The sequence below is a fragment of the Paenibacillus sp. FSL H8-0280 genome, assembly GCF_045040665.1.
Classification (GTDB): domain Bacteria; phylum Bacillota; class Bacilli; order Paenibacillales; family Paenibacillaceae; genus Paenibacillus; species Paenibacillus xylanexedens_A.
In genome coordinates this window covers 971363-995060 of record NZ_CP150296.1, presented here as the reverse complement: position 1 = coordinate 995060, position 23698 = coordinate 971363, and the positions used below count along the sequence as shown (strand labels likewise).

18 protein-coding genes and 2 riboswitches are annotated in these 23698 nt (G+C 46.4%); of the genes, 5 read left to right on the top strand and 13 right to left on the bottom strand.

What is annotated here, in order from left to right; all coding sequences use genetic code 11:
• Nucleotides 1–93: 93 nt before the first annotated feature.
• On the bottom strand, nucleotides 94–1332 hold the full coding sequence (gene fabF, locus MHI12_RS04520; RefSeq protein WP_405171663.1) for a beta-ketoacyl-ACP synthase II: 1239 nt from the start codon (nucleotides 1330–1332) through the stop codon (nucleotides 94–96).
• A 138-nt stretch (nucleotides 1333–1470) separates the two neighbouring features.
• Here fabF and MHI12_RS04515 point away from each other — a divergent pair, with 138 nt between their 5' ends.
• On the top strand, nucleotides 1471–2334 hold the full coding sequence (locus MHI12_RS04515; RefSeq protein ID WP_150366300.1) for a helix-turn-helix transcriptional regulator: 864 nt from the start codon (nucleotides 1471–1473) through the stop codon (nucleotides 2332–2334).
• Nucleotides 2335–2468: 134 nt separating this feature from the next.
• A complete protein-coding gene (locus tag MHI12_RS04510; protein WP_405171662.1) occupies nucleotides 2469–3143 on the top strand; it encodes a response regulator transcription factor in 675 nt (224 codons plus the stop codon).
• Nucleotides 3144–3164: 21 nt separating this feature from the next.
• Here the strand turns inward: MHI12_RS04510 and MHI12_RS04505 are convergent, their stop codons facing one another.
• The 12 genes from MHI12_RS04505 to MHI12_RS04450 form a co-directional block, all read right to left on the bottom strand.
• The gene (locus MHI12_RS04505; RefSeq protein ID WP_405171661.1) at nucleotides 3165–6389 is read right to left on the bottom strand and encodes a response regulator; all 3225 of its coding nucleotides are present in this window, start codon (nucleotides 6387–6389) and stop codon (nucleotides 3165–3167) included.
• 193 nt (nucleotides 6390–6582) lie between these two features.
• A complete protein-coding gene (locus MHI12_RS04500; RefSeq protein WP_036672654.1) occupies nucleotides 6583–6888 on the bottom strand; it encodes a PAS domain-containing protein in 306 nt (101 codons plus the stop codon).
• A gap of 69 nt (nucleotides 6889–6957) precedes the next feature.
• A complete protein-coding gene (locus MHI12_RS04495; protein WP_405171660.1) occupies nucleotides 6958–8955 on the bottom strand; it encodes a methyl-accepting chemotaxis protein in 1998 nt (665 codons plus the stop codon).
• Nucleotides 8956–9379: 424 nt separating this feature from the next.
• A complete protein-coding gene (locus tag MHI12_RS04490) occupies nucleotides 9380–10237 on the bottom strand; it encodes a MetQ/NlpA family ABC transporter substrate-binding protein (protein WP_221819287.1) in 858 nt (285 codons plus the stop codon).
• 46 nt (nucleotides 10238–10283) lie between these two features.
• Nucleotides 10284–10955 (bottom strand): methionine ABC transporter permease, encoded by a 672-nt coding sequence (locus MHI12_RS04485; protein WP_047841707.1) that lies wholly within the window; start codon nucleotides 10953–10955, stop codon nucleotides 10284–10286.
• The gene (locus MHI12_RS04480; protein WP_405171659.1) at nucleotides 10952–11761 is read right to left on the bottom strand and encodes a methionine ABC transporter ATP-binding protein; all 810 of its coding nucleotides are present in this window, start codon (nucleotides 11759–11761) and stop codon (nucleotides 10952–10954) included. The genes MHI12_RS04485 and MHI12_RS04480 overlap by 4 nt, the downstream gene beginning before the upstream one ends.
• Nucleotides 11762–11892: 131 nt before the next feature.
• Nucleotides 11893–14196: a PQQ-binding-like beta-propeller repeat protein gene (locus tag MHI12_RS04475; RefSeq protein ID WP_405171658.1), complete on the bottom strand. Its 2304-nt coding sequence runs from the start codon at nucleotides 14194–14196 to the stop codon at nucleotides 11893–11895.
• Between the two features lie 100 nt (nucleotides 14197–14296).
• The gene (locus MHI12_RS04470; protein ID WP_405171657.1) at nucleotides 14297–15091 is read right to left on the bottom strand and encodes an energy-coupling factor transporter transmembrane component T family protein; all 795 of its coding nucleotides are present in this window, start codon (nucleotides 15089–15091) and stop codon (nucleotides 14297–14299) included.
• Nucleotides 15066–16637 (bottom strand): ABC transporter ATP-binding protein, encoded by a 1572-nt coding sequence (locus tag MHI12_RS04465; protein ID WP_405171656.1) that lies wholly within the window; start codon nucleotides 16635–16637, stop codon nucleotides 15066–15068. Before MHI12_RS04465 ends, MHI12_RS04470 begins: the two co-directional genes overlap by 26 nt.
• Entirely contained in the window at nucleotides 16638–17231 is a 594-nt protein-coding gene (locus MHI12_RS04460; protein WP_315371099.1) for an ECF transporter S component, read from the bottom strand.
• Between the two features lie 229 nt (nucleotides 17232–17460).
• Nucleotides 17461–17571, bottom strand: a riboswitch (TPP riboswitch).
• Between the two features lie 172 nt (nucleotides 17572–17743).
• Nucleotides 17744–18412, bottom strand: a complete 669-nt coding sequence (locus MHI12_RS04455) for a pectate lyase (RefSeq protein ID WP_405171655.1) — start codon at nucleotides 18410–18412, stop codon at nucleotides 17744–17746.
• A 349-nt stretch (nucleotides 18413–18761) separates the two neighbouring features.
• A complete protein-coding gene (locus MHI12_RS04450) occupies nucleotides 18762–19637 on the bottom strand; it encodes a radical SAM/SPASM domain-containing protein (RefSeq protein WP_338591071.1) in 876 nt (291 codons plus the stop codon).
• A 217-nt stretch (nucleotides 19638–19854) separates the two neighbouring features.
• Nucleotides 19855–19957, top strand: a riboswitch (TPP riboswitch).
• 161 nt (nucleotides 19958–20118) lie between these two features.
• Here MHI12_RS04450 and MHI12_RS04445 point away from each other — a divergent pair.
• From MHI12_RS04445 to MHI12_RS04435, 3 genes are all read left to right on the top strand, one after another.
• Nucleotides 20119–20883 carry an ABC transporter ATP-binding protein gene (locus MHI12_RS04445; protein WP_405171654.1) on the top strand — a complete coding sequence of 255 codons (765 nt, stop codon included), beginning with the start codon at nucleotides 20119–20121 and terminating at the stop codon, nucleotides 20881–20883.
• Entirely contained in the window at nucleotides 20873–21688 is an 816-nt protein-coding gene (locus tag MHI12_RS04440) for an ABC transporter permease (RefSeq protein WP_405171653.1), read from the top strand. The genes MHI12_RS04445 and MHI12_RS04440 overlap by 11 nt, the downstream gene beginning before the upstream one ends.
• A gap of 61 nt (nucleotides 21689–21749) precedes the next feature.
• The gene (locus MHI12_RS04435) at nucleotides 21750–22823 is read left to right on the top strand and encodes an ABC transporter substrate-binding protein (protein WP_405171652.1); all 1074 of its coding nucleotides are present in this window, start codon (nucleotides 21750–21752) and stop codon (nucleotides 22821–22823) included.
• Nucleotides 22824–23698 lie beyond the last annotated feature (875 nt).

The window sequence follows — 23698 nt, the reverse complement described above, 5'->3', positions numbered from 1 at the left end:
TAAGTAACCAAAAGAACAGCGTTGCCCCATCAGGCAGCGCTGTTTCTTTGGTTACGGCTTTCTTTCTGCTTAAAGCTGGTTTTTCTTTTTGGCTTAAGATGAATACTTTTGAAGAACAATAACCGCATTATGACCGCCAAAACCAAAGGAATTAGACATCCCAATCCGCAGCTCTGCTTTTCTTGCCTCGTTTGGTACATAATCCAGATCACATTCGGAATCCCTCTGCTCCTGATTGATGGTTGGAGGAATGATGCCATACCGCAGACTTTGAATAAGTGAGATCGCCTCCGCACCACCTGCTGCACCAAGCATATGTCCCGTCATGGACTTATTCGCTGTGACTGGAATATCATAGGCACCTGTCCCGAAAAGTTGCTTAATCGCTCTTGTCTCAGACAGATCACCTGCCTCCGTACTGGTGGCATGAGCGTTAATCACATCAATGTCTTCAGGTCCAATCTGAGCCTCTTTCAGTGATGCTTTCATAGCCAGATATGCACCCCGTCCTTCCGGGTGGGTAGCTACCATATGATACGCATCTGAACTGGCACCATATCCAATCACTTCAGCAAGAATATTCGCCCCTCTTCCCAGTGCATGAGACAGTGATTCCACAACCAGAATTCCAGCGCCCTCCGCCATGACAAAACCGTCTCTCCCTGCATCAAATGGACGACTGGCTGCTTGGAACGCTTCATTTCGTGTAGACAACGCTGTCGCATTACCGAAGCTTGCCAGTGACACTTCCGTTACAGCCGCTTCTGTTCCTCCAGCAATAATGACATCAGCTCCGCCATGACGAATTAACCGAAAAGCCTCTCCAATGGCGGTATTGCCAATGGAACAAGCCGTTACTGGCGACAATGTCGGCCCCCAGCAGCCAAACCTCATACTGACCGTAGCCGCAGCCATATTGGATATCATCATAGGTACCAGTGTTGGGCTGACGCGCGCAGGTCCCCGATCTGACAGGACCTTGCCTTGTTCCATCAATGTCTGGATGCCGCCTATGCCTGAACCAATATATACACCTACCCGTTCACGGTCCAATTCATCCATCACAAGACCTGATTGTGATACAGCCTGATCCGCAGCAGCAACAGCGAATTGAACGAATCGGTCCATGCGTCTTGCTTCCTTGCGTCCAAAACGCTCTTCACCATCAAAATCACGGACCACGCCAGCGATTCTGGTTTTGTACGAAGCTGTATCAAAATGCTCTATAGGTGATACACCTGATCTACCCTCAATTAATCCATTCCAGAATGTATGTACATCATTTCCCAAAGGAGAGATGACTCCCATACCTGTAATCACGACTCGTTCCATGTCCATCCTCCTTCAGCGCTGTTGTCTACCTTACTCTTACGCTCTGCCACTAATAGTGCACTTTTGAATATCCTATTACAAGTTGTCAATTATAATAGTATAATGACTACCATGATAACGAGGATTGAAGGTGATGGATTGAACTATGATGTCAGGTTACAGGCATTGTCCACTTTTCTGAAAACACAGCGTTCCAAAATTTCTCCCGAATCGGTCGGTTTACCCACCGGAAGTCGGCGCAGAACGCCTGGGCTGAGGAGAGAAGAGGTTTCCCAACTGGCAGGAGTGAGTACAACATGGTATACCTGGCTTGAACAAGGTCGGGATATTCAGGTATCCCATTCCGTGTTGGATAACATTGCTTCAGCACTGAGGCTTACTGCAGATGAACGAAAATATCTGTTTTCGCTCGCCATGGAGCATCACTCGGAGCTGCCTATGCTGGAAGAAGAACCGGTTCAACTTCACCCTTCCTTGCAGAAAATTTTGCAAGAACTTCATCACTGTCCTACCGTGATCTCGGACCGGCGTTGTTACATTGTCGGCTGGAATGATGCAGCCCGCCATGTTTTTATGGATTTTGAACAGATTGCCCCCGAACAGCGGAATATGATCAGTCTGTTATTTGATCGAAAGGAGTTTCGCAGGCTCGCGGTGAACTGGGAGGATTTTGTTAGCGGATTTCTGGCGATTTTTCGTGCTTACTATGGCCAGTATGTTGATGATGAATGGTATAATTTATTTCTGGATGACATGATGAACAGACATCCCGATTTTCATACCCTTTGGAAACAAAGCAGCGTCAGCAGTGCCCCGGACGTATTAATCGAATTCAGGCATTCCAAAGCAGGCAAAATGTTGTTTGATCTGACTTCGTTGCAGGTTCAGGGCAGTTCCGATCTGCGTTGCAGTGTCTACACCCCTGCGCCAGAAAGCGCTACCGAGCGCAAATTGATGCGCCTGATCGAGCGTGAAGCTGATCCACACCTTGGCAAGCATTAAATCGGAGTCTCTCACCTTCTTGAAGTCATGTTAGAGTCTTGACTTCCTCATGTTGCATGTTTTAAATATCAGGTATATTAAGTAATTCATGGATCTTAGTCCTTCTACAAGAAGGGGGTTCAGAAAGGAATATCATGACGAAAGTGCTTATCATAGAGGACGACAACATGTTAGGCGATACATTATCCTTGTATTTGCAAGGTGAAGGGTATGATGTTATCCGTGTCGATAACGCAAGAGATGGTCTTCTACAGCTTCAAGCGCGGCCTGATATCCTGCTTCTTGACTTGATGCTCCCTGATTCGGGTAATAAGAATCCTTGTTCTCTCATGCGCCAACATACGGCAATCCCCATTATCGTCATCTCTTCGTTAACCGAGGTTTCTGAGCGGATTCGATCATTAACAGATGGGGCTGATGACTATGTATGTAAGCCTTTCAGCATGCAGGAGCTGAAGGCACGTATTGAGGCTGTATTGCGCCGCTACTCTATATTGAACAGCTCTGTTGCCACTGAACAGGAAACCGGTATATCTCTCGATCTGGCGCGAAGAACCGTTCTGTTGAATAACCAACGCGTGGAGATGACGTTTTCCGAATTTGAGATCATGAAGCTGTTTATCCTCAATCCTGGCAAGGTCTACAGTCGGTATGCCCTGATTGAAGCCATTCGTGGTATTGATGCCTACATTAATGATCGCACCATCGATGTGCACATTACCAAGCTTCGTAAAAAAATTGAGGACAATCCAAAAAACCCCCAATACATTCAAACCATCTGGGGGGTCGGATATAAGTTCACACCTTAAAACAACACAGCTTTATTCAGCTCACCATGGCAGAGACCCGGTAATTTTATCAATTTCCTGTTGCACCTTCTCCAATACCGAACGCAGTTCCTCTTCTTTAAATAACGGATGGGACAAGAGCGATTCCAGTTGGAGAACCGCACACATCAGGTCCACTGCATGCAGATTCGCAGCTACGCCTCGAAGAGAATGAACACTACGAATTGCATCAGCAATCTGCTGTTGCTGAAGCTGAATCGACAGTTTTTGCTGAAACAAGCCATACTCCATTCTGAACTTCGTGAGCGCATATTGCAGAATATGCGGCTTGCCGTCCATCTGTCTGATCGCCTTATCTGCATCAATTCCATTGATCTCCCTTATGCCTTTTAGATCAATCCATATTTCCAAAATGTCTGCGATCTGTTGTTCATGTATGGGCTTAGTCAGAATGGCATTCATGCCTGCTTCAAGATATAATTCATGGTCCCTTTTTAAACTATTCGCTGTAAGCGCGATAATAGGTGTACGATCATATTTCCTCATCTTGCGAATATGTCGAGCTGCATCAATTCCGTTCATACCTGGCATATAGAGATCCATCAGAATCAGTTCCCATGTTTGTTCGTCCAATTTCTTCAAAACCTCTGTGCCACTGTTTGCCAGCGTCACCTTGAATCCGGTATGTTCCAGCATGGCCCGAATGACCAGTTGATTGATTTCATGATCTTCAGCGATCAGAATGTGCCCTTTGGATTTAAGCAAATAAGATTCATCGCCTTCTATCATCCGCTTTTTCTCCAATGGCCCTTCACCCTGAAGTGCAAGTAACACTTCGAACAATCCCAGACGTGTAATCGGTTTGATCATCATGAGATCCGGGCGAAAGGATCTCTCCTCACTCCACAGGGCATTTTCACTAAAAGCATGGGTATAACCCACCATTTGAAATTTGGTTTGATTCAATCGCTTCATGAAACTGTCCCATGACGATCCGTTGACGGTCTCCTCTGCATCCATATCCATCATCATCAACATGGAACTTGCCCCATCTACATGATGGACATACCAATCACTTTCCATCATATGGTTCAACGAAGGATACAGCTTCGGCTTCATCCCGAATGAATAGAGTAACTGCTTCAGACTTTCGCCCATTCGTTCATCTTCTTCAACGATAACCACATCATCGGCACAATAGAGAAGAGGGTATGTTTGCAGGAAGGAACTTTCTTCTTCCGAATCTGCAAGTTCAAATATCAAGTCGAATGAAAACAGACTGTACTCTCCCAGCACGCTATCCACCCGCAAGCTTCCTCCCAAAGAGGTGACCAGAAGGTAACAGATGACCAGCCCAAGACCAGAGCCACCATATGTTCGATACGTCGAGGGTTCCGCTTGTGTAAACGGGACAAAAAGCCGTTCCAATTGTTCAGGTGACATTCCGATTCCCGTGTCCTCTACCTCAAAACGGACATGAACTCGCTCCGCCTCCAATGAAAGAACCTCTGCCTGCAACGTTACATATCCATGCTCCGTAAATTTAATCGCATTACTGAGCAGATTCAATAACACCTGTTCAAGTCGGAACGGATCACCAATCACCTTTAATGGCAGATCGGGATCGGTTGTAAAGATCACTTCGATATCTTTGTGCCCGATGGCCACACCGATCTGATCTGCCACACGTTTGATCACATCCTCTGGTGAAAAAGAGACCTTCTCCAAAATCAGCTTGCCTGCCTCAATTTTCGAAAAATCAAGAATATCATTTACGAGGGCAAGCAAGGTTTGGGAGGACGCATTGATTTTACTCAAATAATCCTTTTGTTGTGGAGATAGATCTGTCCGTTGAAGCAACAACGAAAAGTTGATAATACCGCTCAGTGGGGTACGAATCTCGTGGCTCATGAATGCGAGAAACTCACTCTTCGCCTGGCTTGCTTTGTCGGCCTTAACACGTCTATAGTGATCCGAAATGTCATGAATGACTGCCTTAATTTTCTCACTCGAGTTTAGTACTTTAACAGGGTATAGGTGAACCCGAACATGCTGCTCATGACCTTCTCCAACAATGAAACTCAGTTCCGTATCCTGTGTTATATTGTGATGTAAGGCTTTTTGGAAAACGAACAACCAGTTCTCCAGCTGCTCAATGAACAACAAATCTTCAAACTGACGCCCAATCACTTCCTGCCTGCCGAGACCGAGAACATCCAGAAATTTCTGATTAACCGACACAATACTTCTGTTGTTATCCAATCCGACAAACCAGTCTGCCGACACTCGCTCAAGTGTTCGATATCGCTCTTCACTTTCTTGAATCCTTCGCTTAACCGCTCTGTGTTCCGTAATATCAAGACCATATCCCACGACATATTTCACCACACCCTCTTCTCGCAGAGGGCGAACGTTCACCAGCGAATAGTAACCTTCATGCTCAATTTCGTAAAAAAAAGATTCCCCTTCCCATGCCCGGTTAAACTGCTTTCGCAGAAATTCTACCTTTTCCTGAGGTAAAATATCCAATGTGCCCAGTTTGTAATCTTGCTTCAGACTACTCATATCCAAGCCCAGTCGGGAGAGCATCTCTCCTTCAAGCACAAGATACTCGAACTTTCCGTTCTGTTTTCGGATTTTAAAAGTAAAACCCGGCTGCATACGAAGCATCTCCAGCATTTCCTGATCCCTCTGAATGACCAATCTCCTATATCGATGATTTTGGTTCAGATAATACAGGAATAATATAACGGATAGCAGACAGATACATTGAAAAAGAAGAATCTGCCCCATCATTAGCAGAGAAGAAGAATATATCTGTAGTACAAAAAACTCATACACAGTTATCAGCAGCAACGCTCCGGACAACCACTTCTGCATAAATCCCCTGATATACTTAAAGATCAGGCATATGGCTACAACAAATAACAACTCTGTCAACGCATATTGCCAGTTCTCCAACAAGGGATTAAGCCCCATATTAATCCGAAAAATCCATATGAATGCAAAAGTAACGAATGCAGAGCCACTTCCACCAAAATAAGCAGCGAGCAGATACACACTAGCCCGGAAATTCAACAATGTACCATCCTCAAGCACAATAGAGAAATAATAGAGCGCCGTGCCCAACATGCTTAGCGTAATACCAATAATGATCCGAGTCGTGATGGATGTTGAACGGGTAGCATTTGTATGGTTCAAATAGTGATGAATTAGGAAAACAAAGATCAAAATTAGCGTGAAATTTAATACAAGATCGCGTAGCAAATGGTCACCGTCCACATTACGACTTCAGGATTTCATGCATTCAATGAATGTTGTCAGATTCACGGTCGCAGTTCCTCAGTACACAAATCATAGTATGCCGTGCTCCCTTATTCAATTGACGATATTGACCATTTTTTTGAAAATAATTACTACTTTCAGCTAACATCCCCTTATCACCAAACAACGTTTTTTTTCATGAAAATTCATCATTAAATATGCTGATATAAAAAAGAGAATCATCCAAATGAACCGATGTAATCGTAACCTGGGCTTCCCACACTTCCTGATCAGCCTTCATCAGTTTGGCAACGCCCGACCATGTCTGATTTCCTCTCCAGTGGGTATCCATTAGCAATCGGGCAGGCTGACCTATGGTGCTCTCCCGTGAGAATCCTGTTTTGGTTACATAAACGGAATTCACATCCAGAATCACACCCTCCTCATCTGTAATCATGACCGCATCCGTTAGCAGTAAGAAGGCTTTGAGTTCCAGTTGCATGGTTGTCCACTCCCTCTAATGAAACATGATGTGATGCTGTCCCTGTAATACTCTCTTCTACGATCCCGTTTAATACTTAAACTGTCTAATCAAGCGCTGCAGCTCTTCAGCCAGGCTAGACAAGCCACGAGCCGAGGAAGAAATCTGCTCCATCGCTGCCAGTTGCTCTTCTGAGGAAGCGGCCACTTCTTCGGAAGTTGCGGCGTTGCCTGACGCAATACCTGCCAACTCATTGGATACAGCAGATACTTCCTGCACACCTGCTGTGATCTCTTGTGACGTGGCAGCAATCTCTTCAATCTGAGGTGTCGTTTCCCGCATGCTATCCAGAATACGTTCAAACTTTCGAATCGCTTCTGTAGAGATGTCCATGCCCTCTCCAACCTCTGAAGTCACCTTCTCCATCATGCGAACGGAAGCAGCCATATCTTCCTGAACCGCCGTAGTCAGCACGGTGATTTCATTGACGGACTGCCCGGATTGCTCTGCCAACTTGCGAACCTCTGCTGCTACAACGGCGAATCCATTGCCATGTGTACCTGCACGAGCAGCTTCAATGGATGCGTTCAGCGCGAGCAGGTTTGTCTGTTTGGCTATATTTCCGATTAACTCCGTAATCGCTGAAATTTGGTGTGATCGTTCATATAACGCCTGAATCAATTGGTTTGTCTGTTCTACCGTCTCTTGAATCGATTGCATCTGACTCACCGTCTGCTTGACGGTGTTGCCGCCTTCTTCTGCTTGTACGGTTGTATGTTTCGCCAAATCAGCGACATGTATGGAACGTTCGGCGATTCTTGTAATCCCAATCGTAATTTCATTCATGGCCTGATGGTTATGTTCAATACCCTGGGTCTGTTTCTCCGCACCACTCGCAATTTCCTGGATGGCTCGCGCTACCTGCTCACTGGCTGCACTGGTTGATTCCGCACTCTGAGTCATTTCATCCGATGAGATGACTACCTGACTGGCGCTGTTCTCCACATTTTGAATCAGCACACGCAGATTGTGCTGCATTTTGCCAAAGGCATCACTCAGTTCACCAATCTCATCATGGCTTGTACTTGTTATGGTCTGGGTTAGATCCCCTTCGCTCACCTGAATCGCCTGATCCTTCAACTGACGAATCGGTTTAACAATCGATCGCATCACCAGCCAGATGATCAAAATTCCGATGACAAGACAGGAAACGATCACCATAATTGTTCGATTCAGAATAGGCGCAGCGGCATCCTCCACTTCAGAAGAAAACATGGTGCCTGCGACCTTCCATCCCGTTGATTCATTCGTGGCGTAATACATGACCTTATCAACCTGATCAAAGGTATAGTTGAAGTTACCGGATTCATTCGTATACACTTGTGTCCAAAAATCTTCTGTTGCATCTGTTCCAGGTTCCATCGTCGGATGATAGATATACTTTTCGCTGGCATCCAGCAGAATCAGATGTCCCTTTTCTCCTACTTTAATTCCGCTAACCAATTGACTAATGTCCGCCAGATTGAGATCCAATTGGACCACACCAGATTGGTCTTCCAGTGCCTTCGCAATCGTAATGGTAATCTCTTTTGTCTCGGCAGAAACATAAGGGTCTGTAACAATGACTTGCTGTGGAGTACCCATCGCTTCTGTGTACCATGGTCTTGTTCGCGGATCGTAATCCTCAGGCATCTCCGCATCAGAGGACATCAGATACACACCTGCCTCTGTGCCTACACCTATGGTGATGATATCTTTGTTCTGTGCGGCATACCCCTTCAATTCGTTCACAACCCGAACCTCGGCATCTTCTTGACGCAATTGCTCCGCGAGTGTACTCGCATAATATTCAATGTGGTTCCGCTTGGCATTGACTGAAAGATCTATCGTTGCACTGGCAAGGTTCACATTTTCCATCGCACTATGTAAAATTTGTTTCTCCACTTCATCTTTTGCACTGTTATACGATAAAACTCCAATACTTAACGAAGGAATGGCCAGAAAAGCAATAAAGGACACCACCAGCTTGGTCTTAAAGTTCTTATGCATCTTGTTGAACCAGGTCGATTTGCTATTTTTTCGGGACAAATTTCTCTACCTCTTCCAGATTAATTTTAGTTTTACTTGATCTACTTATAAGTTGAACTAGAAATTATTCACACTTGCCACTCCGATGACAGAACAACCTGCCAATCGCTGAATGATTCATACAACTTATATAGCTCTTGTGAAGCTCTCATAGATTGTAAACCATCTTTTTAAAAAACTAGGTCTCACTTCTTGTGAAAAACACTCTTTACACTAAAAAACTCGAACAAATCTCTTAATTTATAATCCAAAAGAACTATTTTCAAACAAATTATACGAAAAAACTATTAAATAAAGTGTTCCGGGGATATGACCAAATTGTTAACTTTCTAAATACTTGTTAATAAGCACGCGAACGACAAAAAAAAGATCCAAGCGTTATCGCTCAGATCTAAAGGTTATTTACATTGGACCAACGTATTCTCTATTTAAATGCCGGGATCGCGATATCTGCATATTTCTCTTCGAAGAAGGCTTTGACCTCTGGACCCGCCATGCGTTTAGCCAGCTTCTGGATCGCTTCGGAGTCCTTATTATCCTCACGGGCAACCATGGTGATTGCAAAATGGGAATCATCCTTCTCGGTTAACAGTGCATCCTTCTTCGGTGTAAGACCGAGTGGACTGGCATATGCCGGTGTCATGGCTACCAGATCAGCATCATCCATCATGCGAGCCAGCATCAACAAGTCCACTTCCTCAAACTTGAAGTTCTTTGTATTCTCGGTGATGTCTGCCTGTGTGGCGTTAAAACCTACGCCCTCTTTCAGCTTAATCAATCCGTTCTGCTCCAGCATCACAAGAGAGCGACCAATGTTGGAAGGATCGTTTGCAATTGCAATCGTTGCACCTTCTGGCAATTCCTCAATCGTTTTGTACTTTTTGGAGTAGCCGCCATAGATGGCATTATAGATAGGCTGTACAGCCACCAGATTGGCATTGTTCGCTTCATTATACTGGGTCATGTAAGGTACGTGTTGGAAGAAGTTTGCATCCACTTCCTTGTTCGCCAGTGCCGTATTTGGCTGTACGTTATCTGACAGCACAACAACTTCCAGATTGACTCCATCTTCCTTCAATAGCGGTTTAACAATATCCAGTACATCTGTCATCGGTGGAATCAACGTGGCTACTTTCAGCGTAACTTCTTGTGCAGCTTGTGTATCTTCTTTTGTTCCTTCAGCCGCAGGTGTTTCTTCTTTTTTGCCACAAGCAGCTACAACAAGCATTACTGCAAGCAACATAAGCATCATTTTTGCTTTCATTTCATGTCTACCCCTCATCGTATAATCTGTATTGGTTATTCTTAATAATACACGGTCCAACCGTTCAGGATCTGCGATCCAGCCAGTGGGACAGTCTGCTGCCTGTGAATTGGATCATCTGTACCAGGATAATCATAATGATGATCGTAAATACCATAATCTCCGTTTCGAAGCGCTGATAACCGTAGCGAATGGCAAAGTCGCCAACCCCGCCGCCACCTACAATACCCATCACCGTCGAGTAGGAGATGAAGCTAATCGTAGCTGTCGTGAGTCCCAGTACAAGACCAGATCGTGCCTCCACGTACAAGAATTTCACCACAAGTTGCATCGTCGATGCCCCCATGGAAGCAGCAGCTTCAACCACTCCCCTCGGTACATCCAGCAACGCTTGTTCCACCAGTCTGGCGTAGTAGGCAATCGCAATAACCGAGAGTGGCACGGTTGCCGCCAGTGTACCTATGGACGTTCCCACAACAATCCGTGTGAATGGAATCATGAATACAACCAGCAGTAAGAATGGAAACGAACGAACGATGTTGACGACACTACCGAGTACAAAGGACAGCGTTTGATTCTGATACCGTTGTCCTCTCCGGAATAAGTACAGCAGAGTACCCAAAGGTAACCCGATCAGAACAGCTGCCGCAATGGAGATGCCCACCATGACAAAAGTCTCTCCAATCGCCTGCCATATCTCATGCTGATATTTCAGCACAGACTCAGGTAACCTCATGACTTGTCCTCCTGTTCTGCCTGACGGAACAGAGACGAACCTGTCATCCCGTATTCGTCACCCGCAAGCAAGGAGGTCAGCAGATCAGGCTGCGGAGCAGGGATACTGCTCACTTCCGCTTTAGACAACGTACGAACGAGTCGCCCATCCTTCATGACGGATATCCTGTGACATAGTCGGCGAGCCACTTCCATCTCATGCGTTACTACAACAATGGTCACGCCCAGCGTTTCATTGATATGTCGCAGCACATCCAGGATACCGTTCGTGGTCTGTGGATCAAGCGAAGAGGTCGGTTCATCACAGAGCAGCACATTCGGACGACTGGCCAGCGCTCGTGCAATCGCCACACGCTGCTTCTGTCCTCCGCTAAGCTGAGCAGGATATTGACCCGCCTTGTCTTCCAGTCCAACAAACCGCAGCACCTCAAGTCCACGTTCAACTCGCTGCGCACGGGGCATACCCGCAAGCTCCAATGGCATGCAGACATTGCCACTCACCGTTCGGTTACTGACAAGATTGAAGTGTTGAAAGATCATGCCAATGGATCTTCGTGCCTGACGCAGACTCTGTTCATTCATCTGGGTCAGGTGCTGCCCATTCACAACAACCTCACCATCATCCGGCTTTTCCAACCCGTTGAGCATCCGCAGAAGCGTGGATTTGCCTGCACCACTCGATCCGATGATGCCATGTATTTCTCCTTGTCCCACTTCGAGGGACACCGAGCTTAATGCTTCGAATCCCTGATCTGCACGGGAACCGCGCTCGTTATAACGTTTGCTTACACCATATAATGAGATCATGGAGAGTCCTCCCGTGAATGATCATGCATGGTTCTTCAAGAACACATGAAGAAAGCCCGCACAGCCGATAACCGGAGCGCGAGCAAGCCTGTTCATTTATAATAAATCAACATCCCTTACGAGACAAGCTTTTAAGGTGAGATTGCCTCCTGAAGGCGGCTGGCTTCATATACACGAAAACGTCCGTTGGACGAACCCACATACACTTCATTTCCGATCCGGTTGATCATTCCATTCTTCGCATCCCGGTCGCGATGCTCCGGGTTTCCCATCACAACGTCATGTACACGACCTAACAGTGCTCCATTCTTTTTGTTCATCACGAGCAAATTCTCGTCCATGGGCAACAGTAACTGATCATCAATGACCAGATAACTTCCCTGATTCGTCGGATGCCTTAGTGTTGCAATCGTATCTTTGGCATTCCAACGCGTCTCCCCCGTTTTATAATCCAAAGCCGCTGGATAACCGTTCTTAATCACATACAACTGATCCTCTTCCACCAGTCCTCGTTCAATCTTGCCCTTGATCGTCCAGCGTGTTTTGCCTGTCTTGGCATCATACAGGGTAGTTGTAAAATCTTCATATTCTCCGTAATGATCGCCGTTTTTGTTCTCACGGATCAACAACATGCCATCATTCAGCTCCTCAAATCTCTGTCCTACCCGAGCAGGGAATTGGGCAAGCTTTTTCCCCGTGTTCAGATCAAGCAGAAGCCACTGATTATCTAGTGATAGCCATCTTTCAGCTTTCGTGGTTGCAAAGGGATCAAGACGTTCAATTCCACCAGTATATGGATCATTCCAAAATTGTTCTATGGTGGATCGTTTGCCCTTTAAGCTCCATACGGTTCGGCCCGATTGCGGATCGGCTGCAACCAGCTTATTCTTTTCCCAATACAACACATAGGGGTCATCTGCACTCTTGTTCAATAATTCATAACCTGTGGCCAGTTTTCGCGTCCACAATGTTTTTCCGTTTGCACTGTCCAGAACCGTTAACCAACTGTTGCTTGAGCTCTCAACAACCGGGCTATCCACAACCACAACGTTCTTAGCAGCGGTGATGCCATTCAATCTGAATTTTTGCTTGGGGGCATACTCCCATACGACATCACCGTTTTTCAACTGGAGGTGGCGTATGCGATCTACATATTCTTTCTTCTTAGGGTCATAATCAGTGTAGATGGTAACCTGTTGGCGTCCCGCATCCACCTCTACCTGCTGTCTTCCATATCCCGCGTTAATCTCCCATAATTTCTTGCCGGAATGTCGGTCAAGTGCGTATGCTGAACTCTCATAATGAAACCCACTAAACCCACCGTCATCCCCTTTCATCAGGAGAACATCATCTGTAGCTGCTTGCAAAAAGGTATAGTTGATATCACCCTGATTGGTCCATACCGATTTCCAGGGTATTGTAGACGGCAGCGTTGTACCATAGATTTTTGTCGTAAACCCATATTCATCCGCCCGACTGATGTTCCAATCAGAAACGACAGCATTTCGATCCTTCTGTGGTAGGTTCCAGCGAGTTCTGATCAGCTTGCCATTCTTATTAAATGTCACCAAGACCTGGCCGTCTGCTCGCTCATATCGCCAGGTCTGTCCAATACTCATCGGGTAACCAGTGTCTTTAAGATTGCTGGAGTGTTCTTTCCAATCCGGCTCGCCTAACCACTCAGCCACTTGTTTGGAGGTGGTTGCCTTGTTCAGCTTAATATCTGCCAGATGGCGTATAACCGAAGTTGGCACCGATGCATCCTGTTGGAACCAACCATCCGCCACATTCATCCGCTGTTCTATAGCCTGTGCCTTGATCCAGAAGAGTCCTGGTCGATACGTGAAGGATTCTTTATCCCAGACTCGTGGGGCAATGGAGACCCCATACCAGCCTTTCCACTTTGCAACAATAACAGCCTTATCTGTTAGCGCTTTCTCACTAGACCAAGTTGTAGAACTATCTGGAGCCAGATATAGCTTGCTGCCTGATTGGAGTGTGAAGCTTTGGGGAGCTGTTTCCGTCATGCTTCTGCTCTCCTTCAGTGCATACCAACTTGGCAGCCAAAAGTTTCCATGATCGGTTGACTTAAGCTGTACCCACTCGCCTCGAACCGAGACCAACGTATACTTTTCGTTTTTTGTTGTATAGTATTCAATCCCCATCTGGTCAGCAGCCACACTGCCGTCCCTCTTGTTTTTGAACAGAGGGATGTCATTGATGAGCGTAACGGGTTCTCCTTGTTTGTAGGCCAACTGTGTTGATGAGGCTTGAGAACTTGCACCCAAGGCTTGTGGCGTTGTAGCCAAAGCTTGTCCTCCAAGCACAACCATCTTGGAATCCAGCAGCATCCAGCCCGTCAACAGCACAGCTGATAATCCAGTCATGGTAATCCATTTGTACCCTGTTCTCTGCCAGTCAGGACCCGTCTTCACTCTCGTTCATCCCCATCCATTAGAAGTTATTTCCATATAGACGCTGCATACAGGAAAAAGTTACCGGTTACCTCAATATATTTCACTCTATCTCCCCGTATTACCTTACATCCACCATCGTAGCATGATAAGGAAAGGTGACCCCAATGTAATAAGCAGCTGTTAAGGTGAGCATATAATAAAATACAAACCACAGATCAGCTCGCGAATAGCCAATCTGAATGTAATACGTTCGGCTCGCGCCATCCGTGAATCCCTTCGCTTCCATCGCTACCGCCATTCGCTGTGCACGGCGAATGCTCTGTGCCAGTAGCGGAATAGCGTAACGCTTCAGCGTACCATACACGTTCCAACGAGATCCGCGCTGCCTTGTTCCCCGAATACGAATAGCGTAACGGAGCGTCTGGAATTCATCCAGCAAAATCGGGATCATGCGCATCGCGGCCAGAAAACTATAAGCATATTTTGCAGGTAGCTTCCACTGCTGCATCAGGGAATAAAACAGCCGTACTGGCTTGGTCGTAAGACCAAAGAGTAACCCAGCCGCCGCCATGCTCAGCGAGCGAAAACCCAAGTGTAGACCGCGATAGAAGCTCTCTTCGGTTATGTGAATCAGTCCCCACGTATACCATGTGGTCTCTCCCTTACCAAACATCATCATACCTGTAGATGTGGAGATAAACACCAGAATGAATGGGGACGCGTACAGGATCAATCTATACCATGGGTGACCTGTCCAGCACAGTAATAACATCATCGCCACAGCAACATTGGCCATTACATTCAGATTGTGGATAAGGATAACGATAACAAACATCATCGTCAGAATGATCATCTTTAATCCCGGATTAACGGTATGAAGCCAGGTTTCACGGTGAGGAAACGACAGTTGCATCAGATAACCTCCCCTCATCCACCGACCAGATTCGGGTGCAATATCTTTTTACAATTTCACGATCATGGGTAACCATAACAATGGCTGTTCCCTCTCTCCGCAATTGCTCCAGTTGGGCTAACATGGCAAACGTATTGCGGGCATCCTGCCCAAAAGTAGGTTCATCCAACAGCAGTATTCGCTGCTCTCTCACCAGTGCAGAGGCAACGCTCAAGCGTCGTTTCTGCCCCATCGATAATTGGTAGGGATGACGCTCGGACAGGTCGATTAATCCAAATTGATTAAGCATCTGATTCGTCCTGGCAAGTCTTTCTTCCGTTGTAAGCCTGCCCCCCAGCAATGAGAATTCCACTTCTTCCGCGACGGTGTTAGTCACAAATTGAAACTCCGGGTTCTGAAATACAAACGCGATTTGATCTGCAAGCTGCTCCGTTTTGCCAGAAGGCTGGCCTTCAACCTCATAATGACCTGTTGTTTTTAGGATATTCATCAGAGATAACAACAATGAACTCTTTCCAGCTCCATTAGCTCCGACAATACCAATCCAGTCTCCATGCCATACTTTGGCCTGCTCGACCTGAATGAAGGGTGTTTTCCCACGCCATCCGGTGAACTGCTTCAAGTCCAGTGCAGGCTGATAGGTGGGTGATCCAGGTGATAAGGATGAGACGTGAGATATGGGGGATATACCCGGTGTATCGGATAAGCCAGACGGTTGCTGTGCTTCCAAGTTTGAGATGCCGTGATCCACACACACTTGAAGCTCTCCAGAATTACTTCCCTCTTCCTCCTTAGCTGCCTGCTCGTGCTCATCCCACACACCCGGATACCAGATTCCATAAGCCTTCAGCTTGCCCCGTTCATGTGTAAATACCTGCTGTGCTGGCCCATCCGCCACGATCTTTCCTTCAGGTGATAACACAATAATTCGGTCGACCATATCCACAATCTCATTAATTTTGTGTTCAACAATGATGATTGTTTTATCACTTGCAATCCGTTTAACGGTATCCCACACTTGAGAAGTACCCTCATCATCCAGCAGTGCAGTGGGTTCATCCAAAAACAATACCTCCGGGTCCATGGCAAGCATCGAAGCAATCGCAAGACGCTGCTTCATCCCCTGAGACATGGACTGGATTAATACACGATTCTTTTCAAAGGATAACCCCACCTGATCCAGATAATATTCAATCATACCCGCCATCTCTTCACGCGAAATATTTCGGTTTTCCAGCACAAATGCGATCTCTTCATCCGTAAAGGACATACAGAACTGGGTATCCGGATCTTGAAAGACCACTCCTGCTTTGGCGGGAACCTGAATATCATCACATTTCATCGGAATCTCAACCGAACGTGGTATCAGACCGCTCAGAATTTGCAATAACGTCGATTTACCGGAGCCACTTGGGCCAAGCAACAACACTTTCTCTCCTTGACGCACAGAAAGAGACAAGCCTTGAAATACCAAGGCTTTCTCTCCCGGGAACTTGCATCTTAGATTTGTGACACTTACCGCTTGCGAATTCCCTTCCCCGTTCATCTAATCCAGAGCCTCATAATCCTGTTTCGATACCGGTCTGAGCGAACGCGTTACACCGGTCAGTTCCAATGCTTTGGCGAGATAATAAGCGAACACTCCAGCAATCAAAATGCTTCCAATGAAGCGGAATCCGATAAATAACGTGTAGTTCCAGGCCGAGAGTGAATCAATATACCCGTACTGATAATCCAGCAAAAGCGAAGCCGCTGCAGCTCCTATGGCTGCAAGACAAGTGACAAACAGATTGGTTTTGCGATACAAAAATGCGGCGAAGAATATCTCGGCTCCCAATCCTTGCAACAGACCGTATACAAGTGTGGACATGCCCCATTCACTGCCCAGAAAAGCACTTACCGTTGAAGCCGCAACTTCGGCAAGAATCGCCACGCCTGGTTTACGAATGATAACAAAAGCAAACGTGCCCGCCATAAACCACATGCCGTAGATCATCTGCTCCGCATGAACGCCGAACGGTTTCATCAAGTCATATGTAGGTCCCCATATCTTGTAAATCACCCCAAACACTACTGCGATTACGATGGTTACCAGAATATCCGTTAGTTTCAATCGCTTGTTGCCTGCTTTTGTTGCCATGTTCTCTACGTCCTTCCTCTGTTCCCTGTGGGGGTTATCATAATAAACGAAAAAGCCTCCCCGGTTCCGGGCAGGCCTTACGCGCAGTATACAATCCTCACAATGATGTAATGGATGGATGTCGAAAATACGGAATATCAGCCAGCACCCCTTCGTCATGGCAGATACACCACCACAGTTCAAAGAGGTCTGTTGTTCATCCACGTTCATTCCCACAATTCACCCTTACATATCGCAAATCCATGTTCTCTACGCTGGCATTACCCAGATCAGATGTACGGTCAGCGGCACAAGGCCACTCTCTCAGCCCAACTTCATTGAGCTCCCGGTTCACTTATTTCATTGCTTCTAATGTACATCAGATGGGTATTTGTGGCAATGGTCTCTACAAAAATCAAAAGTTGGCATAGGAAAAGGCATCCCCCTGGATGCCTTTTGGACATACTTCACGATGTGAAATAGCTACCTTATCCATACACGCCTTCAATCCGTATTCCAAGGTATCCCTGTTCTTAATATTGCGTGTTCCCAGACTGGCTCGTTTTCCCTGAAGCAAACCCCTTGAACAACGTTGGTACTTTGGAATAACGGGTATTCGTAATTTTCCCTTGTGATGTGCTGCTGTCTGTACGCAAAATCGAATCTTTCACATTGGAAATATTGGAGTTATCCAGCGTCATGTTAACTGCGAAGGATGTTCCACCATTTTGGCGAACCAGTTTGCCAATATCATCTGCACGGAAATTTTTGATGTTAATTGTTCCAGCCGCATTCATCTGGAACACTTTATCATAGGCCTTGTACGCTGCCCCGCCGGTAATGTTGACCGTTCCGGCAGACTTCAATGTCAGTGCATCCTCGCCCACGTCCTGCCAGACCACATTTGATATATTACAGTTGCCATAACAGTGAACACCATCAGCAGCTGGTGATCCAATGTTTACGTTTTTGAGCGTGGCCCCTGCCTCCAGACGGAAGACTGGCTTCTGATTTTCTGCTTGAGAACCGTCACCCAGTGTGGAAGGATTGGCTACAAATGTTTTGCCTTGACCGTCATAGGTCGTGCCCTTTGGAACAACAATCGTTGAATTAACAACTGTAGGTGCAGCAGCAACCGGAGCTACACCAAATATGGAAGCAACCAAACCAGCCGACAGCAACAACGTCAATATTTTTTTCATAACTTTATTCCTCCCTTATTCTCTCGTTTTTTGGTAGTGTACAAGCCTGAGCTTGTCCTGGAAGTTCGTCAGAGGTGCACCTCTGTCCGACCCACAACCTAATCCTACCAAATAAGGAAGGTAACTAGAATAATCATTAGATCAGATATATCATGACATCCTGCAATCCCTGTCATATCGGCATTTTTTGCATGCCAGGTCTCTCAAGCAATATGCTGAAATCAACCTCTGGTATGCTCATTTGTAACGTATGTACCCCTCACTTGAATTCCCGATAACAAAGAAAGACCACTACATTTGTCTCCAAATGTGTGATCTTGAATGGCTTCCGGCTTGCTGATATAAGATATCAGGCTCCAAATCTCTGACGATAACCGCACTTTCGACACAACTCTTCTACAGCTTCCCGTTTGGAGAAGCCATATACCAGATTGTTCGCTCGCTCACCCTCAATAATCTCCGAGAATGACTTCTCGTGCACATTACCCAGATTAATTACACCCTCGCCATCAAGACAGCATGGAACCACCGTTCCATCCACAAGTACAGCTGCCTGACCGCGAAGTGCATGGCAAAAACCTTTGCCGTCATCTTCAGGTGCATCCAGACTTGGCCACTGGAACTCATGGTCCTGATTCAGGTATACATTCGGGGCAATTTTTACCCCGCTGCCTGGAACCACTTTTTCCTCAATGCGGAAGTCCAGATTGAACTCACGTTCCAGTACTTCAAGGGTCTCCCGATTTCGATTCATCTGAGCATTTGTGAAGTTATCCTGCGTCAGATTCCACAGCCGGAATGAGATGATGACATTGTGCTTAACGGCCTCGTGTACAAAGGACAAAATATGACGCAGGTAACCGTCACGGTCTGTTGAACCTTCATGCCCATCGAAGCTGTGCAGGGAGAAATTCATCTGCCGCAGCGCTGGTTTGCCAAGCAATTTATGCTGAGTCTTGGGTAACAGTGTACCATTCGTTGTAATGTTCACCTTGAGTCCCTTCTCATGTGCGGAATCGAGCAACAGATCTATTTTGGGATGCAACAAGGGTTCGCCTTTGACATGTAGATAAATATGATTGGTGTGTGGTTTAACTTGTTCCAGTATATTGTTGAAGACTTCAGGGTCAATGAATCCTTTGGCACGTTGCGTCTGCGGACAGAAGCTGCAAGCCAGATTGCAGATACTCGTGATCTCAATATATACTTTTTTGAACGTTTTCAACTCGGGTCCCCATTCTGCCTAGGAGGGAGAACAATCCCACCTGCATTTTGTGATCCGGCCTATACGGGCCACCACTATTATATCGGGTTAGGGAGCCCAGGTAAATTGTTCAGTTGTTCGGGTCTGAATCCACGCTCATCTCAAGAAATCCATCATGCTGCCTCTTTACAGTTCATGTTCAAGTGATATATGCTGAACACACAACTGCATATCTTGAACATTGCACTAGGGGAGCCTTGCGGCTGAGACGAATATGACTATTCGGACCCTTTGAACCTGATCTGGATCATACCAGCGGAGGGAAGTGGAGCGGCGGCCTTTTAGTAAGCGGAATTTTTTCATGTATGTGAAGATAAATTGCGGATTTAACTTACAGACCCACTCATTTCTCCGGAAATGGGTGGGTCTTTTTTGTTTCTTTTGCAGAGTACAGGATGCCGTTGTTATTCCAGCAGTCTGGCATTAAGGGGGTGAGGAACAGATGAACAACCATGTAACCATTGAGAACGTTAGCTTCGCTTTTCCTAAAAAAAAGGATTCCCCCGTGCTCGCCAATGTGTCGCTTCAGGTCCAACAAGGAGAATTTGTCTCGCTCATTGGCTCCAGCGGATCAGGTAAAAGCACGCTCTTCAAGCTGCTCGCAGGCCTGCATGAGCCAACCGTTGGCACCATCGATATAGCTGATGTACCGCAAGGACAACGGCTCGGACGAGTCGCCTATATGCCGCAGAAAGATCTGCTGTTATCCTGGCGAACCGTCATGGAGAACTGCATGCTGCCTGCCGAATTGGCACCAGGCCGACAGGACAAGGACAAACTACGAGCCGATATCATGGCAGGATTGGCAAGATTCGGCTTGTTCGGTTACGAGCAGGCCTATCCGGATGAGTTATCCGGCGGCATGCGGCAGCGGGTGGCACTGCTCCGTACCTTGCTTACAGGCGGGCAGCTCATGTTGCTGGATGAACCCTTCGGTGCACTCGACGCTTTAACCAAACGAGAAATGCATCGCTGGTTGCTGGAGCTGTGGGAAGGCTTTGGCCAAACCGTGCTGTTCATTACACATGACATTGAAGAAGCCCTGCTGTTAAGTGACCGTATCATTCTGTTAACTCCAGGGGGACAAGGTCAGCAGTTACGGGGTATGACGGTTCCTTTACCACGCCCAAGGCATTCGGACCTGATCTACGAACCGGCTCTCGTGCAGATGAGGAAACAACTGGAGGAACAATTACATGCAAAATGATAGAGCTGAGGTTAGCGTTTGGACGTGGTGTTCAAAGTGGCTCTCGAGGTCGTTTTCCCAATATGGTTTGTTTATTCTGCTCATGCTCTCTTTACTGGCGATCTGGGAAACGATTGTGCTTATGGGATGGGTGCCCTCCTTCATCATTCCTGCACCAACGGCCATCGTAAACTCACTAATTGAGCATCGTCGTCTGCTGCTGACCATACATCTGCCTGCTACCTTTATGGAGGTTCTTGTTGGTTTTGGCTTGTCCATAGTGACTGGAATTACGCTGGCAACAGGCATGCATATGAACCGATCGATTGAAAAGGCCTTGTATCCCTTCATCGTGATCAGTCAGACCATCCCGCTGATTGCTCTGTCCCCGGTATTCATCCTGTGGTTTGGTTACACGTTGTGGAGCAAAGTCGCGGTCGTGTTCTTAATCGCATTCTTCCCCATTGTGGTCAGTACCTACGATGGACTCCGCCAAGGCGATCCAGAGCAGCGTGAACTGCTGCTTACCATGGGCGCCAGCAAGTGGGATATTTTTCGCAAACTCCAGGTTCCACTGGCACTTCCCTCTTTTTTCTCGGGGTTAAAGATGTCTGTGGTGTACTGTGTAGTTGGGGCAACGATTGGCGAATGGCTCGGTGGCAGCAAAGGTCTCGGATACTTCAGCCGTCGCATGTCCAGCAACATGAACACGGATGCGATGTTTGCAGCTATTGTGCTGTTATCCCTGCTGGGTATCGTTTTGTTTGTACTAATTGCCTGGATAGAGAAACGGTTTAGCATACGGCGTCATGGAGAGAAAAAATAGCTGGATAAAAATTAGAGAGAAATTAGATGTAAACAAAACGATGAAATGAGGAACTTCATTTATGAATAACAAAGGTATATACTCCCTGCTTCCCATCATGCTCATTAGCCTTTTGCTGATCGTTAGCGGATGCAGCACCACGAATACCAGCAAAAACACGCCAACAACAGACTCTGCAACCCATGCACAACAAACAGACAAGTCTGCAACCGAACCAGCATCAGACGCTAAAGATAAACTGTCCATCATGCTCGACTGGTACCCGAATGCAGTACATTCCTTCATCTACGTTGCTCAAGAAAAAGGATACTTTGCAGATCAAGGTCTCGATGTCGAAATTCAGATGCCTGCGGATACCAATGATTCACTCAAACTTGTTGCTGCCGGGAAAATTGATCTGGCTCTAAGCTACCAGCCCCAAATTTTGCTCGCTCGTGGTGAGAACATTCCTGTACGTTCCATTGCTGCTGTTGTTCGCCACCCGCTTGTGCATCTGTTGACCGAAGCGAATGGCAACGTGAGTTCACCCAAAGACCTTGAAGGAAAGACTGTTGGTTATTCCTCCATTCCTCTGTACGAAGCGATGGTACGCACGATGATCAGCAAGGATGGCGGCAATCCCGACAACATGAATCTGGTCGACGTTGGGTTCGATCTGATTCCTTCGCTGGCTTCCGGACAGGCGGATGCAATTATGGGTGGTTTTATTAACCATGAGCAATTGATTTTGGAGAAAGAAGGACATGCCATAAAATCGATTAACCCTGTCGAGTATGGTGTGCCTGATTATTATGAATTGGTCCTGACTGCGAGTGAAGCTGGCATTGAAGCAAAAAAAGACCAACTTACCCGGTTCGTCAAAGCGATCCAGGAAGGACAGAAATATGTGACTGAGCATCCAGAAGAAGCCTTGAGTATTCTCCTCGCTCATGAGAATGAAACATCACCGCTTGACCCGGAGATCGAAACCAAAAGTCTGGCAATTCTGCTGCCACTCATGAATGAAGAAGGCCAACCGTTTGGTCGGCAGGAGATGGAATCATGGGAAAATGTACGTGCATGGCTCGTTGAAAAGGATTTGATTCCTGAATCGGTGAAAGCCGAGGATGCTTTTATTAATCTGCAAGGAGAGTAAGTAAAGGAGAGCAACGTGAATGAAGGAAAAGTGATTGAACACAAAGGGAATGAAAGCTATGGGATTAAAAGTAAAGTTAGCAAAAACGTGAGGATCGGATGCATGAAGGTTTGTGAAATGGAATTGGCCTGAAGCAAGCATCGGAGGATCAGAATTTATAAAGCCTAAGTGGCTTGATGTGCAATTGGGCAGCTTGATATGAGTTTTGGTGGCTTGATATGCGTTTGGGTGGCTTGTTGATATGTATTTGGTAATCTAAGTTAGCGCCTATCTTCAAGCCTACTGGGAGCTGAATCGCGCCCTAATATGCCCAGAGTAGAACATGGAGCGAGCGCTAACGAATCTGAGACGTCCTATTCAGGAATTTGGAGCGGTTGCAGAAATCTAAAGAACCTGAAACATGTTATATCAGAATAAATAGCTGTTTGCAGCGTTTTGGTCAGGAGATTCTGGGAAATAACGTGTCTGATGTTCCTTACATTTTAAAAGGAGGACCTGACAGCCAAATAAGACGTCCTGTGTTCTTTAGTAACATCGTCTGACCAGTCGTGCCCCAATGAGTTGGGTATCGACCAGCCTGGACTTCAAGACACTGGTTGGACACTAACGTCCATCACCGCATCGCTTGCCTGGGTTTGGAGACATACGCGGGGTTCACTTTCTGTATTTTGTATTCTTGCGTTTTTTACTGTTTCGTAATTGTACTGTTGCCTATCTGCGAATTTACATTTTATTTTGATCCACCTTTTAGCTATCAATCCAGGCTAGATATCTATCAGAATGATTCAATTTGTCTATATCCAGTTCCAAAAATCCATTTTTAGTGAGTTATGAAATTGATTTAGATTTTACGTTTCTGCTTTTCCCGCATTAAT

Bases quoted from the DNA above. Each gene is read 5' to 3' on its own strand.
- fabF (WP_405171663.1), bottom strand. From the start codon at position 1,332: ATGGAACGAGTCGTGATTACAGGTATGGGAGTCATCTCTCCTTTGGGA.
- MHI12_RS04510 (WP_405171662.1), top strand. From the start codon at position 2,469: ATGACGAAAGTGCTTATCATAGAGGACGACAACATGTTAGGCGATACA.
- MHI12_RS04500 (WP_036672654.1), bottom strand. From the start codon at position 6,888: ATGCAACTGGAACTCAAAGCCTTCTTACTGCTAACGGATGCGGTCATG.
- MHI12_RS04490 (WP_221819287.1), bottom strand. From the start codon at position 10,237: ATGAGGGGTAGACATGAAATGAAAGCAAAAATGATGCTTATGTTGCTT.
- MHI12_RS04485 (WP_047841707.1), bottom strand. From the start codon at position 10,955: ATGAGGTTACCTGAGTCTGTGCTGAAATATCAGCATGAGATATGGCAG.
- MHI12_RS04480 (WP_405171659.1), bottom strand. From the start codon at position 11,761: ATGATCTCATTATATGGTGTAAGCAAACGTTATAACGAGCGCGGTTCC.
- MHI12_RS04470 (WP_405171657.1), bottom strand. From the start codon at position 15,091: ATGCAACTGTCGTTTCCTCACCGTGAAACCTGGCTTCATACCGTTAAT.
- MHI12_RS04465 (WP_405171656.1), bottom strand. From the start codon at position 16,637: ATGAACGGGGAAGGGAATTCGCAAGCGGTAAGTGTCACAAATCTAAGA.
- MHI12_RS04460 (WP_315371099.1), bottom strand. From the start codon at position 17,231: ATGGCAACAAAAGCAGGCAACAAGCGATTGAAACTAACGGATATTCTG.
- MHI12_RS04455 (WP_405171655.1), bottom strand. From the start codon at position 18,412: ATGAAAAAAATATTGACGTTGTTGCTGTCGGCTGGTTTGGTTGCTTCC.
- MHI12_RS04445 (WP_405171654.1), top strand. From the start codon at position 20,119: ATGAACAACCATGTAACCATTGAGAACGTTAGCTTCGCTTTTCCTAAA.
- MHI12_RS04440 (WP_405171653.1), top strand. From the start codon at position 20,873: ATGCAAAATGATAGAGCTGAGGTTAGCGTTTGGACGTGGTGTTCAAAG.
- MHI12_RS04435 (WP_405171652.1), top strand. From the start codon at position 21,750: ATGAATAACAAAGGTATATACTCCCTGCTTCCCATCATGCTCATTAGC.